A 16,456-nucleotide genomic window follows, 5' to 3' on the forward strand; every position below is an offset into this window, starting at 1 on the left:
ATGACGAGTGGGACTGTGCAGGCAGCGGGTTGGGATCTACAGGTTTGGATGAATGAGAAGGTTTTGGTTTGTTTGAGTTGCGTTGCACCGTTCGGAATTGCGGGTTGGCTTTGTCGCCGGTGGAGGGTGGGCTGCGCTGTGAGAAGCGACACCACTTCGATCGGGCTCGCGAGGGGTATTACAGCTTGTCCCAGCCGCAGGATCGCAAGTCCAAACAACCGGGAGACGCGGATGCAGCGGTGCTGGCACGCCATCGTTGGCTCCAGCGTGGCCATGCCAGTGGATTGATCGAGGCCTTGCGACCTTGGGTGGCGGCTCGGAGCGACTGCAGCAACTCCAGGGCGATCGACTTAGGGTGCGGCGAAGGCACCTTTGGGCCGGCTTTGTTTGGCGATTCGCCGGGCAGTTACTGCGGGATCGATTTGTCAAAGAAAGCGATCAAGCTGGCCGCTCGCGGGTGGCCGGAAGCGACTTGGGTTTGGGCCAACGCGGACCGATCGCTGCCGGTGGCAGATGGCAGCGTGTCCTGTGTGCTGTCATTGTTCGGCCGTCGTCCCGTTACCGAGATTGCTCGGGTGCTGACGGAAGATGGAATGCTGATTGTTGCCGTTCCCGGCGAAGAGGACTTGATCGAGCTTCGCGAGCACGTGCAGCAATCGGGTCAGCGTCGGAGTCGTTGGGAGAAGGTCGTCGACGAGATGGCGGTTGCCGGATTGAAGCTGGTTGAACATCGCGTGTGGCAAGAACAGGTTGACTTGGACAGCGAAGCGATCGCCGATGCGATGGCGATGACCTATCGCGGCGTGCGGTTCTCGCAGAACGCTCGCGTGCAGACCGCCACGGCGATGCCGGTGACGCTGGCTGCGGATCTGATGATGTTCCGGCGGTGAGGTGTAGCCGGCGAGAAAACCGATGCCTCCATCCTGCCACGGCATGAAAGTCATAACCCGCCGCGTCAGCAAGGCCGTCATCTCTTAACCCGCAGCGTAAGCAAGGAACGAACAGCTAGCAGACGAGACGCCAGACTTGCTCACGCAGCGGGTTGTGGCAGAGGACGCAGGACGAATGCATGGCCTTGCTAACGCCGCGGGTTGTGACTGATGGCACAGCCTGACGCAACGAGGCGGTCAAATTCCAGCGATTGAGCTCGTCATCTTCCATCGAGGTCCCGGTCTTTGCGGCCTTGGGCTACCTGCACGTAGATCACCACTCGCTCCAAGGCTTCTTCGTCCCAGACATAACGCTGACTTCCGCGATCAGCCCACCATCGCTTGCGTTCTCGGCGAGAGCCTTCGTTCAAACGCCGTGTGCACCATGCTTTCAAGTCGGCTCGAACTCGTTTGGGATCAACACCCGGTGCAGAGAGAACAACATGCAGATGATTGGACTGGCAGGAGCTAGCATGCAGTTCCCACCTGCGGACTCGACACGTCTCCGCAACTTGCCGCTCGACCAAGTCTCGCTCAGCAACCGACAAGAGACACGCGTCTTCGTTCATCCTAGCAGCCGCTTCGATTTGCCTTGAGGGATCCGGCATCTTCCAGCCATGTTGATGCAAGACCCAGCCACGGCGATCACCTGGGAGCCATGTCCCGTAGGTGGGCCATGTGAGGAAGAATGCAACTGGGTCGTCGGGCACGATCGGCCTCCTGCGATAGGTGGGCGATGGCAGAGAAGTTTGCGTCGTGGAACCGCCTCGTCGAAGATTTCATTGTGGATATTGCGTGTGGCCTTGCTAACGCGGCGGGTTGTGACGGAAACCTTGTTCCATCCACCATCACACAATCATAACCCGCCGCGTGAGCAAGGATCGACATACAACCGCATCTGTGCCGCAGCCTTGCTTACGCGGCGGGTTATGACTTTGAGCACCTCCTTGCTGACGCGGCGGGTTGCGATGAGCCGACCTACGCCGTCTACGTCAAAATCTCTTCGACGACTCGGCTTTGCTTGACTCCGGTGAGGCGTTGGTTGAGGCCTTTGAAGGGGTAGACCATCGTCTCGTGGTTGAAGCCGAGCAGGTGCAGCAGGGTGGCGTGGAAGTCTCGCAGGTGCACGGACTCGGTCGCGGCCGTGTAGCCGACCGCATCGGTCTCGCCATAGGTGAACCCAGGTTTGACGCCGCCGCCAGCCATCCACATTGTGAACGCCTCGGGGCTGTGGTCGCGGCCGTGGAATGCCATCGTTGCTCCACCTCGGTTTTCTCGCATCGGTGTGCGTCCGAACTCGCCGCCCCACACGACCAGCGTGTCTTCCAACATCCCACGCTGTTTCAAATCAGCCAGCAACGCCGCGATGGGCTTGTCCGTTTGCTTGCACTTGTCCGGCAGTCCGTGCTCGAGCGATTCGCCGCGGTTGGATCCGTGCGTGTCCCAGCCCCAATCGAACAACTGCACAAAGCGGACGCCTTCTTCGACCAAACGCCGCGCGAGCAAGCAGTTGTTGGCAAAGGATTCTTTGCCAGGCTCGGCGCCGTAGTTCTCAAGTGTTTCCGCTGTTTCTTGCGACAGATCCATTGCTTCGGGAGCAGCCACCTGCATCCGATAAGCCATCTCATACTGAGCGATCCGGGTGACCGTTTCAGGATCGCCGTATTGCTGCAACGACTCTTGATTGAGTGCCGCCAAAGCATCCAAAACCTGACGTCGTTCTTGTCGAGAAACGCCTTCGGGGTTGGCGACATTCAAAACCGGATCGCCTTTGGATCGGCACTGCACTCCTTGGTAGACCGACGGCAAAAAGCCTGATCCCCATAGAGCCTTGCCGACACGAGGCAATCGACCGCCGGACAACAAAACGATGAAGCCAGGCAGGTCTTCGTTCTCGCTGCCCAGACCATACGTGACCCAGGAACCGATCGACGGCGATCCCATCGGAGCGGCTCCGGTATGCACCATCAACTGAGCCGGCCCGTGGTTGAACTGGTCTGTCTTGACCGTTTTCAGGAAGCACAGATCGTCGACTTGCTTGGCCAAGTTGGGCATCAACTCGGACACCCATGCACCGGATTCGCCGTGTTGCTGAAAGTCATACTGTGGCCCCAGCATGCGAGGCGTGCCGTTGATGAACGCAAAACGCTTGCCTTCCAAGAACGACTGCGGGCACTCCTTGCCGTCGAGCTTTTTGAGATCCGGCTTGTAGTCGAACAGCTCCAGTTGGCTGGGTGCACCGACCATGTGCAGGTAGATCACTCGCTTGACCTTGGCCGGTTGAGGCGGCGTCAGTGGGCTGAGCGGATTGGTGGCGTCGTGTTGGGGATCAAAACCATGTTGCAGCGATGCATTCGCATGGGCACGGTTCCCGCCCGCTTGCTGAGTCGCCAAGTAAATGGCTCCGAGACCAGCGGCGGATTCGGTCAGGAATTGCCGGCGACTGGTTTGCAACAACGACTGACGAAAAAGTTCTTGAGAGATCGATTCGCGATTCATCTTATTTGCTCATAATTTCGTCGAGGTTCAACAACGCAGACGCGACGGCTTCGTAGGCGTCTTGCTCTTGTTCGGACTGTTGCTTGGCTTGCTCGTACAGAGCCACCAGGATCTTCTGTTCAGCGGAGGTTGGCGACCGCGAAGTTACCAACTGGAATCCTTTCTTCAAACGTTCTTCCAACGCCCCGTCCATTGATTCGATCTTCTCGGCCAGTGCTTGCATGCACTCCACAAACGTGACGTCGTTGAGTGTCGTCAGGGCTTGCAGTGGCGTGTTGGATCGTAGCCGCCGTGGCGTGCAGAACTCACGCGAAGGAGCGTCGAACGCGGCGAACATGGGGTACGGGATACTGCGTTTGGTGTAGGTGTAAATCGAACGGCGGTAGCGGTCTGGGTTGCCGACATCGGGCGTGCTCCACTTGTCGCCGCCTTGAAACGGTTTCCAAACGCCATCGGGAATCGGGGGATGAACCGGGGCACCGTGGACTTCCGGCGAAAGCAATCCGGACACGAACAAGGCTTGATCACGAACCATTTCGGCGGGCATGCGGAAACGAGGCCCGCGAGCCAACCATCGGTTCTGTGGATCGACCAAGTCCGAATCGGGATCGATAACAGCGTCTTGCCGGTAGGTGCTCGACAACACGATTGACCGAATCAGTTGCTTCCAACTCCAGTCGTATTCGTTCTGAAACTTGAGAGCCAAGTGATCGAGCAACTCAGGATGCGTCGGCCGCTCACCACTGGACCCAAAGTCCTCCTCGGTCGGCACCAAACCGATCCCGAACAAACGAGCCCAGATTCGGTTGACTGTCACACGAGCTGTCAGCGGGTTACTCGGATCCACCAACCACTTGGCCAGATCCATTCTGTTGAACGGGCCTTCACCATCAATCGGCGGCATCGAATTCGGCACGTCCGGTTGGACTTGTTGGTCCTTCGTCAGGAACAAACCGCGAATGAACACATGGCTGGGGCGAGCCAAATGCTCAGGGCGTTCCATCATGATTGGGATGCGGACCGAAGGGATCTTGCGTCGCTGAGCCGAAAGCTCCGACAGCTCATCACGCTGTGCCTTGAGATCCTCATCTGTCCAAGCGAGCAATGCTTTTTCGTCCGAGCAGACATCGACGCTGCCACGTCGAACGACCAAAGGGAATGCACCCAAGGCTTGTTGGCGACAACTCATGTCGAGCTTGAGCTTGGCACCTTCGGGGACTTCGACCGGTTCCTTTAGCAAGAAGACTGCCACGCGAGCGTGATGAATACGAGTGAAGGCAGCGAAACCGTCGCTGTTCTTCGAGTCCATGCTCGACCGAGCATGCTTCAGCGGTTCGGGCTCATCCGCGACGACGTGCGAGAACTCGATTTGCGTTTCTTCGTCTTCGCCACCAACCAGAACCGCATTCAAATGCGACAGCACAAATCCCCATTCAGAATCAGCCAGTGCGGTTTCAGGATTGCGAGGCAGCAGCGTCAAACGAATCGCGGTGAGCTTGTCGGCCGACGCGGGCATCTCGCATTCCAGCGAGACCGTCGTGCCGTTGGATAGCGTGTCGATTGTGTAGAACTCCGTCCGCCCGTTGCGTTTCTCGACGTCGACTTTGGTTTGCTTGGTAGCCGAGGCGGTCATGGAATCGATGTGTTTCCAATCCAACTCGTCATCGCTGACCGCTTCAAACTCTTGATGCCAAATTGATTCCTTGAGCGAACGAATTCGCCGGTCGAGCTGCGACGCACGCTCTTCGTCTTCATTGTCCAGCGGCACGGACAACAATGGTTCTTCGCCGCTTAAGTCGCAGTCGACCGAGTTGTTGAAGAACGCCATGAACTCATAGAATTCTTCGTGTTCGATGGGGTCGTACGGGTGACTGTGACATTGAACGCACCCGAACGTGATGCCTTGCCAGGTTTGCCAAACCGTGCTGACTCGGTCCATCACCGCGTTGATGCGAAACTCTTCGTCGTCCGTTCCGCCTTCTTCGTTGGTCTGCGTCAACCGACTGGCGGTGGTGGCCAAGCGATCATTGATCGAAGGATCCGGCAGCAAGTCACCGGCAATTTGTTTGATCGTGAACTCATCAAAAGGCATGTCGTTGTTGAGCGAATCGATCACCCAGTCGCGATACTTCCAGGCGTTGCGACGACCGTCGAGTCCCAGACCGCGACTATCGGCATAACGAATCTGATCCAGCCAAACCGACGCCCAGCGTTCGCCATAACCGGATGACTGCAGCAACTCATCCACCTTTTCTGCGTACGCCGCATCGCCACGTTCTTTTGCCGCCGCACTGAAGCTTTCGACTTCGGCCAACGTCGGCGGTACGCCGGTCAGATCCAACGTGACCCTTCGGAGCCATTGGTGCGGCGGGGCATCCGGGGCGGGATCGATCCCTTTCTCTTCCAGTGAGTGACGAACGAAATGATCGATGGATTGGCGGCAGGCGTCCGAGTTGGTCGCCTTCGGCACCTCGGGCGCAACAGGCGGTTCATAGCCCCAAGATTGTTTCCACTCGGCACCTTCTTCGATCCAAGTCTTCAGCAGATCGATCTTTTCTTCGGTCAGTGGAGCGCCGTGTTCCGGTGGCGGCATGACCTCGTATTCGTCATCGGACAGAATCCGATCGATCATGTAAGAATCTTCGACACTGCCAGGTTCGATCACAGCCAGAGCGCTGTCGCGATGAATGAACGACAAATCGCCGGCTTGTTTGACACCGCCGTGGCAGGCCACGCAGTGTTCGTTCAAGATCGGCTGGATGTCGTTGGCAAAATCGACGGCAAACGCGGACGAACAAGTCCCGAAACCGGTTCCAAGCCAAGCGGCAACAAAACAGAAGAGATAAAATCGTTGTGTCATGAGCAGACAAACAAAGGAAAGGCAACTTCGCTGTTAGTTAGCAAAGTCTTGCAGCAAGTCAATGAAAGATCGCATCGGTGTTTCGCGTTCGAAGTTGTCGACCGCCGATAGGCGGTACATCAGGGTTTCATTTTCCCAATGGGATCGTCGAACGCCATGACACCGGCGAAGGGTGCGGTCCCGACCACAATAAGCGGAACATTGCAACTCGGCAAATGACAATTTTGCACGGTTGAAAGGCAGCAAATTGGCGAAACATGAGAAACGCCCGACATATCAGACGATACGCCGGGCGTTGTTGTTTCAAAGAAAACGCAAAGTCGCGCCAGGACTAAGACCAAGAGTCAGAACTCTTCGTCAATCACCTCGCGTGCGGCACGAGTTCCCAAGGATCCCCACAATCCGTAGGGGCTGGCCGACCCCGGTGGGTTGCTGCTTTCCTGCGAGGCATTGCGATGCCAGACCGTTTCCGCCCGGCTGTTACCGGCCTCGATTGAGTCGGTGATGAACTTCACAGCGCCATCGGCCATCAGCACATGCACCCCGCCTTGGTGTCGACTGCTGGCGGTTGTGATGCCTTCCGTACCGTGGTTCCCCCCCAAGCAGACCTCGCTGTTCGGTGGAAGAATACAGAGGAACTGCGAATACAGAGGACGAAAGTCGGCCCATCGTCCGCCGCGTGTCGTCGCACCACCGCTGACCGTCGTGCTGCCCAACCAAAAATTCGGACGGGCGGGATCGATCAAGGCATTGTCTTCGCATGTTTTGGGATTGCCCATGATGCCGTTACCCCACTGACCACCTTGGCCACCATTGTTGAGCGAAGCGGCGGAGCGAATGTCTCGGTCGCCCAAGTCCGTCACGATCTCGCCACAAAGGATCGTGTTCGACGTCCCATCCAGGATGTCTCGGAAACGAGTGTTCCCTCGAGGAACAAAGGCACCACGAAGGTTGGCCCGGCATTGCCGGACCAACCAGTTTTCATCTTGGTAACGCCAACGGCCTTGGGCACCGTTGAAACGCGAGCCGCCGATTTGAGTTCGGCTGGTCGCGTCGCCGGTGCAAGCCGCGTAGTTCGTTCGCCCGACGGTTGGCAGCCCACGGCCCGGGTCGCTGGGGCATCGATAGGTCGGAACATCGGTTCGCCAAGGCAAGTAGCGAACCGCATAGGGTGCCGGCCCCATTGCAGGCCAAGTCCGATTGGCTTCGTCGGTCAGCGGATTCGCGATGTGCTCCCACATACCTTGCTGCTCAATGAACGGCAAAATACCCACCAGATAGCTGAGCATGTGGCGACTGAATCCAACGGGCGGAGCCGGAGCGGTACCGTGATCGTCGGCCAAGGACCACGAATCATTCGTTTCGTTCGTCGCTCCCGTGCCATGCATCGGAAACTGGTTGTAGGCCGAATGATAGTTGTGAACGCCCAAGCCAATTTGCTTGAAGTTGTTGCTGCAACTCATTCGCCGAGCGGCTTCGCGAGCTGCCTGCACGGCCGGCAGCAACAGACCGACCAAGACGCCAATGATGGCGATCACGACCAGCAACTCCACCAGCGTGAACCCGCTGTACGAGACGCTTTGTTTGCCTTTCTGATGTGGCGGAAACAGTTGCCCGCGTTTGTGAATCAACATTTCACCGAATCCAAAGAAGAGAAGAGAGAACGAAAGTCGCTGATGATGACGGAGATCAGCGATCGTTTTCGGCCAGAAATCTCGAGCCGAAAGAAGTCAGCGTGGATCAGCCCAGGACGGACGGGCTCGGCAGTCAGGGGGCCACCTCGTCGGCGTTCTCGGCAGCCTCCGCTTCCGCTCCCGCCATTGCGGCGTCGTAGGCGGCAAATTCGTCTTCATTTTCGGGGATCACCGTTGGCTCAGCTTCACAACCCGCCCAAACGCCGACCATCAGGAGTGCCAAAAGAGACTTACCCAACCAAGAAGCCAGTTTCATCGTCCCTACCAATCGAAACAGAGAGAAAAGAGACGCCCGCTGCCGACAGGCCTGAACCACCAACGGTCCTCCTGCCTTCGCTACAGATGCCCAAGGCGCCTTTCCACGACATCGAGACTGATGGTGGAGGATCGCAGGGGAGAAGTCAAACTCGAATTGGGGGGTTGCCGAGCGTCGTCAAAAAGTGGCGCAGTATTCGCTTGGGACGAAGAAAACGCGCAAATTGCCCGATGACGCTTTATCTTAGCCCTCATTCCGTGAAGATCGGTGGAAGACGGAAGATGCGCGGGCGTGAGATTCAGCCAAAGAAAAGTCACACAAAAAATTTTTCTTTTTTCGAGTTTGACCGAAACTTCGTCGTACGCGGCCAAATTGCCGATGATTGGGCATCCTTCGCCTCAACGGAGAGTGGCGGCCGGCGCATCAAAAACGCCAACGCGGCAAGGATGACTTGCTGCATTGGCGTGATGTGATTTCGATATTTCAGCCGATGCTGGCTCGATCAAAGATCAGGAGCCGACTTTGGCTTTGGTGCGAGCTTCCCGCAGACCGCGGCTGAGGATGTCTCGCAACATCGGCGAGTAGTCTTCGTACTTGCTCTCGTCCGGTGCACCGCTGCTGAACTGATAGATCGCATCGCGTGGTTTGACGCCCAACGCGATCAGCGTGCTGCTGACGGTCGCGTAGTCACCGTTGCGAATGACCATGCTTGGTCGACCTTGGCCGACCGGCGAACGTGCGAACACTTTGCTGGCGACCGCCAGGAACTTGACCGGCGAGTCCAGCGTCTGAAGGGTTAACAGGCGGCGAGCCAACTGAACGCGTCCGTCGTCTGGGTCGTTCAAGTTGCGAGCGCCGATGATATTCAGGCCTTCTTGCAACTCGACGACTTCTTGACGTTCATCGGCGTGAATTGCAAAACCAGCTTTGGCGTCGGCCAAGATGATATTGCAACCTTCGTAGCGATTTTTAGCGAACTCAGCGTGGGCTTTTTCGAGTGCACGACGTGAAGAGGTGCAACGCAATAAATCCATCGCCAGTTGGCCACGAGACCGTTGTCCGAACAAAGGCGTCGCGGTGGCACGATTGGTTAAACCAACAAACAAACCGTTTTGGTTTACCCCCAACCACGTTCCACCGGCCTTTTGGTCGATTCCACACAACACGCGTGGTTTACCGGATTGAATGGACGGCGTTTGGCTCGGGCGGTCCACATACTCTTCGCGGTTGGCCGCAACGAGGATAGGACTTTCGGGAACCAAACGGTACTGAACAGCAAGCAAGCACATCTGGGAGACATCCAACTTTCAAAGATCGGTGATTTCCAGTCTCACGCACGTGATCTCTCGCCAATTGATCGGGGACCCCCCGGCGAGCCTGGTGCGATACACGTGGGAACAATGTAGCCACGCGAAATCCGGCACCACACCCCCGCATGGGTGGTTTCGTAGATATTTCTCTGATCTGGCGCGGAAGGCGGCCGGTCAGGGGAGATCGACCGAAACCGGTGTTGTTTGCCGTTTAGGCAGTCTATTTCGGGCCCTCCGCGAATCGGGAAGGCCCGAAAATTAGCTGATTTCAGATCAGGCGTTCCGTGCGGCCAATTCCGCTTTCATGAACTCGAGGCCCTCTTTGGCGAGTGTCAGCTCGTCGGAGAACATCTTCCGCCAAATCTTGGTTGCGGCGGCGATTTCCGGCAGAGCCAGCCCGAACGCTTCGATGGTCAGGTAACCGTCGTAGCCCGATTGCACGATCGCGTCGAAGTTCTCTTTCCAGTTCACGCCGCCTTTGCCCGGTGTGCTACGGTCGTTCTCGCTGATGTGAATGTGGAACAGCTTGTCACCGCCGGCCTGGATCGCTTCGGTGATCGATTTCTCTTCGATGTTGCTGTGGAAGGTGTCGTACATGATGCCACAAGATGGATGATCCACCTCGCGAGCAAAGCGGGCCGAGTCGCCGTGGCAGTTCAGCAGGTAGCACTCAAAACGGTTCAGAGCTTCGACGCCCAATTTCACGCCAACGGTCTCGGCGTACTCGGCGGTTGCTCGCATGGATTCAACGCCCCACTTCCACTCATCTTCGGTGGGTCCAGCACCGCTGAACAATCCGATCGCCGAGTGATAAGGGCCGACCAAGATCTCAACGCCGGCGGCGGCACAGCAATCCAACGTCTTCTTGTTCAGCTCGACGCCCTTGGCTCGCACCGCTTGATCGCAAGAGATGGGGTTGTCTTCTTCGCCGCGAATCGTGACGGCGGTTCGTCCCAATCCGATCTCATCAAGACGCTTGCCGATCTTGGCGTAGTCCAGATCGAGATTGAACATTGGCAATTCGACGCTGTCGTATCCGATTCCTTTGAGCTGCTCGCAAACGGGCAACATTTCCTCGGTGACTTCGCCGGACCACAACAGCAGGTTCATGCCGTACTTCATAATGTTCTTCTCTACAGAGTTCTCGAAAGGGGAATTTCAACGGGTGTTCGTGTCTGCGGGCTTGCCTGAGGAAGCCCGAGTCAGCTCAGGATAGGCCATCGGACGACCTCCGGGGGCGAGCAGACGTGCGTGCTGAAGTCGCACCTCTTGGCGTGCTTTTGGCAACCAATCGCGAACGGCATTGGGTAACGCCACCAACCCGACTCGGGCCATGACCTGGTTCAGCCGCATCAGCAGTGTGTCGTCGGCCAAGTAATCGTACAAGAACCGGGTGGAAGCGAACCGCTGCAGCGTCGCGGGGATCTTGTCCGTCGATTTGCCGGTGATTCGCTGAACCGACGCCGCAATTTCGTCCTGAGGCACCTCATCAAACATTGCGTAGTACCGCTCGCCGATCTCGGGCTGGTCCTCGATCAAATTCGAATCCAGCAACATCTCAATCAAAATGTGCCCCACAAAACTTGGCCGAAACCCCGCGTCTCCCGGCAGCAGATCACGCAGCTGAACGGCGAACTCCAGGTTCATCCGCGCAAACGTCTCGCCCCCATGAAACCACTGGTCATCGTCGACGTGGGCCAACACGCCGCGAGCGACTTGCCGAAGCACCGGATCGGCATCCTCGATGAATGGAGCCGCCAATCGTCCGCGAGCTCGGATCTTGCGATCGATCACGGACAAGAAGTCAGGGATGCCTGTCGAGACCGCCATCACCGGATCATCCAAGTATGGAATGGCGTGGCAGAGAAAGTTCATGGGCGGATCTTGGTGATCGGCTGGGGAATTCAATCGAGGCCCGGAATCAGACCGCGATTGCAGAAGAGTCAGAGATGGTCAGCGGGTGGTGCTGTCCGCATCATCTGATGGCAACGACGCTGAGTGCCATTGTCCCAACCATTGCATCATCGACCACCGTAGGTCGGATTGATGTTTCGCGATCGCGTCGTTCAAACGATCGGCCAATCGAGTGTTCTCTTTCTTGAGCCACAACCGAATCAACGTGTCCTCCGCCAAGTTGCCCAGCTCTTCCGCCGCGTCACCGCCCAGCTTGCTGATTCGTTCGACGTTGAATCGATCCATCCGCATGTTGGCTTGCTCGACGTTCACATCCAACTGAATCGCGGGAGGCACTTCGCTGTAGTCGGCGGACATGCCCATCACAAACTGGCAGTCTAGGTTCACGTCCATCGTGCCATCGACGCTGATGCTAAAAGCCTGCACACCCAGGTTCCAACGTTCCAGCCGAATGTGAAATTTCGCGGGCGTTCGCACAACGGCATCAACGAGCCAACCTGGATTGCCAGCCGGCGTTGTTGAGGGAACAACGGAACGAATCGTAAGCGGAGATTGGGCCAGCGTCCCCGACGCGCCGAGGGGCAGGGTGGATGGCCATGCCAATGCGGAAAACCGTCCAGGGTTGGCGGGCGCGCGGAGGTCATGCTCGGCCCTCCCCTCGCTTTGCTCGACCCTCCCAGAGGGAGGGTGAAGTGTTGATTCGGCTGTTGAGATGGGGCGTTGGAGCTCGGTGAGCTCCGGCAACGTGACGTCATAGCGGACCCAACGTCCATGCCGAACCTCTTTGCGGCGTCGGTTGGTTTTCAGTTTCCAACCTTCGCGGCGGACCTTCACGCCCGCCCACAACGATTTTGTGTTGCCCCAATCATCGTCGCCGTCAAAGCCATCGGGGACATGTTTGAGAAGTTGATCCGCCAACCACTGAACTGATTGGCGAGCTTGATCGGGCGTCATTTCGACGCTGGTCGCCGGCGTGATCTGCGGCGCGGTCAGCGGTATTTGCCCACTGCACCGCGCCAGACATCCTATCGAACCCGATGGCACAACCGCCGACTCAGCCAGAGCGACGGCCATCACCATCACGGGAATCAGCGATACACGACGCAGAAGTAGACGCCATCGCGACCGCGGGCCATCGCTGCGCCTGCCACTCGCATGTTGGGGTCGCTGGTGTAACAAGCCGAAACTCCGGCGGGCGTGTGGGAACTGCTCCATCCGACGCCCTCATAGCGTCCGGGGGCAAACGATCCTGACGGATGAGTTTTCAAACCCGTCGACGCCATCAATTGAGCACGCCGTTCCGCGACCGCTTGCAATTGCGGATCATACGCAAGACCACGTAGTCCTTGTCGAGACCGTTGTGCGTTCAAAGTCGTCAAGACATTCGAAACCGCTCCGCCACCGCGATGCGAGCTTGCAACCGAATGCGAGACCGGCGCCACTGAAGGCTTGCTCGCTTGGTGAACGACTCGGCCTGAGTGAACGACTCGGCCTGAGTGAACGACTCGGCCTGAGTGAACGACTCCGCCCGAGTGGACGACTTGCCCCGAGTGAGCAAATTGGCCGCTGTGAATCACTTGGCCTTCGTGAAACACCGGGGTGCTGTGGACGACAGGCCCCTCATGAATCACCCGGCCGTGCTGCACCGGATTTCCCATTGAAACCGTTTGGCTGGCAACCGGCGAACGAGTCACCATGTTGCGGTTCTGACCGCAATTGGTGCAACCAGATCCCGTCGGGATCGTTGTCACCTGAACGCCTCTGCCATTGGCCGCGTGCGATTCGTTTGGCGTGACCAACATCGAGCCAAAGGTGATTCCACCGATCGCGATCAATGCGGGCAAGTGAGGCACAAACAGTCGAGGCACAAAGCCTTGCACGAGTTCGGCCAACAAATTCAGTTCCGGCAGACGGGACGCTTCAATCAATCGAGACATTCAACACTCCTGGAGAAAAGGAGCCGGCGGAGCCAATCCATGGTCCAAGTACGAGTCACATCCTGCGGGGCACCGGCGAAATTCCGTTGCCGCGAACCATTGCGATAACCCGCATCGCGAAAAGGCCTTTTTTCCGGGAAGGCACGCGATTCGGCAGCTTGCGCCGATGGCCAATGACGGAAGTACCCATCCGTTCACCACTTAGAAATGAAGCCGTCGACCGAAAAAGTTTCCAAGGTCTTTCGGGTGATGAGAAACCACCTGTCAAACTGGGCAAAGCTGCTGCACTGAAAGCGGGCCGGACCAAGGCTTCTAGCTTCTAGCTTCTAGCTCGTGCCCGTGCTCGTGCGATTCCGTTTCGGATCCAGGCTGGCAGCCTGGACCACGAAGTGGTCACAGACGGTAGCCGGTGGTCGAGCGAAGCGAAAACCACCGGACAACTTCGCCTCTCAAAACACGAATCCAGCCACGATCGCTTCAACACGTCTCCCAGAGCAGCCCCGAACTCAGGCCACCTTTTTGCCGCCGGGGGCTCGCAAGTCGAACAGCCCAAAGATCTCGTCCCGTGATAGGCCACCGGCTTGGGACAATGGCCCCGACTTCGCCGGTCCGTCGCCGGCCGCGTTCTTTGATGCATCGCGTTGATCAGCAAACAGCATGTCAAACATTTCACGTTTTTGATCCAGCACCGCCGCGATGCGTTGCTCGATCGTGTTGACCGCCATCATTCGCGAAACGGTCACGCTGCCGGCCGCGCCGATTCGGTGAGCTCGGTTGATTGCTTGATCCTCGATCGCGGGATTCCACCATCGATCGAACAAGAACACGTACCGACAAAACTGCAAATTCAATCCGACGCTGCCGGCACCATAGCTCATCAAGATGATGTGACTGTTGGGATCGTTCTTGAACTGTTCGATCACGCCTTCGCGTTTCTTGTGCGGGATCTTGCCGTGGTATTCCAACGGACCAAACCGTTCCAGCGTCGGTCGCATCTTGTCGATCGTCTTCGTCCACTGGCTGAACAGGATCGCCTTCTGACCGCTGGCCGCGACCTCTTCCATGTCGGCTTCGAGTCGCTGCAGTTTGGCGCTCGAATTGGTCACTGGATCGAAATTGCAAATCTGTTTGAGTCGCAACACCAATTCAAACACGTGCTGGACCGTCAACGATTCCTCCAGCTCCTCCAGGTGAATCACGCCTTCCTTCTCAGCGGTTTCGTAGCGAGCCCATTGCTCGGGCGTCAGATCCACATCCGCATCGCGATACAGCTTGGGCGGCATGTCATCGAGCACCATGTCCTTGGTGCGTCGCAAGATGTAGTCCCCCGCCATGCCAGCCATCTGTGACATGGGCATCCCGGTTTGCAGGTAACCGGGCGAGAGAAAATCGAAGATACCGACCAAATCGTCCGGCGAGTTTTCAACCGGCGTTCCGGTCAGAGCCCACGATCTGGTTCGTGGAATCGCGCGAATGATCTCGCTGGTCGTGTTGTTGCTGTTCTTGATCCGCTGGGCTTCGTCGAGTGCCACCAAGTCAAAGTGCAGGCCGCCCTCGAGCACGATGTCTTTGTCACGCATCAACAATTCATAGTTGGCGATCTTCACCGGCACGTTGGGTTCACGCCACTGGAACTCTCGTTTGGCCGCGTTGCCTTCAATCGCCACAACGGGAATCTCTGGTGCCCAAACACTGAATTCGCGAAGCCAGTTGCTCACCAACGGCTTGGGGCAGACTAGTAGAACGCTGCGAAGTTCACCGCTGCACAACAGCATCCGCATCGTGCTGATCGCTTGCATGGTTTTGCCCAGCCCCATCTCATCGGCCAGCACACATGCATAGCGAGGAAACAGGAATGCGATCCCATCGAGCTGATACGGAAACGGTTCAAACGGGAAGTTCAATTGCCCACTGCCGACCAATAAATCCAGCGGCGGTTGCAACAGGTAGTACAACCGGTCTTGCAACTTCACGATGTCGTTTGGCGGCTTGATTCGCGAACGTTTGCCGATCGACTTGCGACGCTTCTTGGTTCCTTGTTTGGACTCGGCTTCGTCTGATCCTTCGGGACCAATTGAACCGGCAACCGCGTCGGTGGGTTTCTCGGTTGGCTTGGGAATCCAAGACGCTGATTCAGGGAACAGGAATCCCGTCGTCTTCGCGACAAGCGGCGGCAGCTTGATCGGCACCCGCATCGGTTGCAGCGCCGGCAATTTCCACTCGCTCGTTTCCAATTCGAAAGCGGTCGCCGCGTCCCAACTGTTGATCTCATCGACCTCGCACATCATCGCGGGTCGTTGTGATGAAGCCGCCGGTTGTGGTTGCGTCGGCAACACCATGTTCGACTGCGCCACATCGTCCGAGAGATGACTGGGAGTCGCGGACGAAGACGTTGAACTCGATGGCGAGAGTGGATCAGCAGAAACCGGTGACGATTTTCGGAACCACACTACGCCGCCCTCGCGATTTGGGATTGAGCCTCTCGGATCGCCTCACGAATTCGTTCGAACGGTTCAATCACATCGGGGAAGTCACCCATCTGCTCAGCGACTTGTTCGGCCGCTTCCATTTGCTCCATCGCGACCAACACCGATGCGCCGCAAACCTTCAACGAACAGTGCCCATCGGGTTCACGAGCAACGTAGGCTTTCCCATCGTTTTCTGGCGTGGCAACAAAACCAATCGTGCAACTGGCGTCCGTCATTCGCAGCGACTCCGTTTGCTCGCACATCAACATCGAGATCGGCGTGCGACACTTTTTTAGCAGCGTGGGTCCGATGACGTCGCAAATCAGATGCTGACGCAGCGTGTTGCCGAACAAGATTTCGTGAGCCTTCGATGGACGCAGCGGCAACGTGCATTGGAATTCCAAGGGACGTCCGCCTCCGTTGAGAACGAGTAGTCCTCCGGTCCATCCGGTGCGTTCTTGTTGAACGATCGTGAAATAACCAAGCGTCGCAGGTGCCAATTTCGACTCCATCGTGGATTCGGTCAGATGAATGGTTGAATCAGTCGGAAAGGTTTCGCGGGCGAACGGACGCAATTGACATGCGGGTG

General features: G+C 57.5%; 13 protein-coding genes. 1 reads left to right on the forward strand and 12 read right to left on the reverse strand.

The annotated features are described in order from the left end of the window. Positions 1 to 68: 68 nt before the first annotated feature. Positions 69 to 890, forward strand: a complete 822-nt coding sequence (locus RE6C_RS02955) for a methyltransferase domain-containing protein (protein ID WP_008653719.1) — start codon at positions 69 to 71, stop codon at positions 888 to 890. 260 nt (positions 891 to 1,150) lie between these two features. Here the strand turns inward: RE6C_RS02955 and RE6C_RS32695 are convergent, their stop codons facing one another. From RE6C_RS32695 to RE6C_RS03025, 12 genes are all read right to left on the reverse strand, one after another. Beyond that, the gene (locus tag RE6C_RS32695) at positions 1,151 to 1,639 is read right to left on the reverse strand and encodes a hypothetical protein (protein ID WP_236617903.1); all 489 of its coding nucleotides are present in this window, start codon (positions 1,637 to 1,639) and stop codon (positions 1,151 to 1,153) included. A gap of 277 nt (positions 1,640 to 1,916) precedes the next feature. Beyond that, positions 1,917 to 3,428: a DUF1501 domain-containing protein gene (locus tag RE6C_RS02965; protein WP_008653722.1), complete on the reverse strand. Its 1,512-nt coding sequence runs from the start codon at positions 3,426 to 3,428 to the stop codon at positions 1,917 to 1,919. A gap of 1 nt (position 3,429) precedes the next feature. Then, a complete protein-coding gene (locus RE6C_RS02970; RefSeq protein WP_039961039.1) occupies positions 3,430 to 6,288 on the reverse strand; it encodes a PSD1 and planctomycete cytochrome C domain-containing protein in 2,859 nt (952 codons plus the stop codon). 344 nt (positions 6,289 to 6,632) lie between these two features. Next, positions 6,633 to 7,922, reverse strand: coding sequence for a DUF1559 family PulG-like putative transporter (locus RE6C_RS02980; protein WP_008653726.1), 1,290 nt, complete (start codon positions 7,920 to 7,922; stop codon positions 6,633 to 6,635). A gap of 133 nt (positions 7,923 to 8,055) precedes the next feature. Beyond that, positions 8,056 to 8,238 carry a hypothetical protein gene (locus tag RE6C_RS02985; RefSeq protein WP_039961040.1) on the reverse strand — a complete coding sequence of 61 codons (183 nt, stop codon included), beginning with the start codon at positions 8,236 to 8,238 and terminating at the stop codon, positions 8,056 to 8,058. Between the two features lie 509 nt (positions 8,239 to 8,747). Next, complete coding sequence (locus RE6C_RS02995) at positions 8,748 to 9,527, reverse strand: NRDE family protein (protein WP_007328055.1); 780 nt, start codon at positions 9,525 to 9,527, stop codon at positions 8,748 to 8,750. A gap of 294 nt (positions 9,528 to 9,821) precedes the next feature. Next, entirely contained in the window at positions 9,822 to 10,670 is an 849-nt protein-coding gene (locus tag RE6C_RS03000) for a sugar phosphate isomerase/epimerase family protein (RefSeq protein ID WP_008653734.1), read from the reverse strand. A 36-nt stretch (positions 10,671 to 10,706) separates the two neighbouring features. Continuing rightward, complete coding sequence (locus tag RE6C_RS03005) at positions 10,707 to 11,423, reverse strand: hypothetical protein (RefSeq protein WP_008653735.1); 717 nt, start codon at positions 11,421 to 11,423, stop codon at positions 10,707 to 10,709. Between the two features lie 78 nt (positions 11,424 to 11,501). Further along, on the reverse strand, positions 11,502 to 12,542 hold the full coding sequence (locus RE6C_RS03010; protein WP_008653736.1) for a hypothetical protein: 1,041 nt from the start codon (positions 12,540 to 12,542) through the stop codon (positions 11,502 to 11,504). A gap of 8 nt (positions 12,543 to 12,550) precedes the next feature. Further along, a complete protein-coding gene (locus RE6C_RS03015) occupies positions 12,551 to 13,399 on the reverse strand; it encodes a CAP domain-containing protein (RefSeq protein ID WP_008653737.1) in 849 nt (282 codons plus the stop codon). A 506-nt stretch (positions 13,400 to 13,905) separates the two neighbouring features. Then, on the reverse strand, positions 13,906 to 15,849 hold the full coding sequence (locus RE6C_RS03020; RefSeq protein WP_008653738.1) for a DEAD/DEAH box helicase: 1,944 nt from the start codon (positions 15,847 to 15,849) through the stop codon (positions 13,906 to 13,908). Beyond that, complete coding sequence (locus RE6C_RS03025) at positions 15,849 to 16,442, reverse strand: hypothetical protein (protein WP_008653740.1); 594 nt, start codon at positions 16,440 to 16,442, stop codon at positions 15,849 to 15,851. Before RE6C_RS03025 ends, RE6C_RS03020 begins: the two co-directional genes overlap by 1 nt. Between the last annotated feature and the right edge of the window lie 14 nt (positions 16,443 to 16,456).

Origin of the sequence: Rhodopirellula europaea 6C (genome assembly GCF_000338295.1) — a bacterium.
In the GTDB taxonomy this organism is placed as follows: Bacteria; Planctomycetota; Planctomycetia; order Pirellulales; family Pirellulaceae; genus Rhodopirellula; species Rhodopirellula europaea.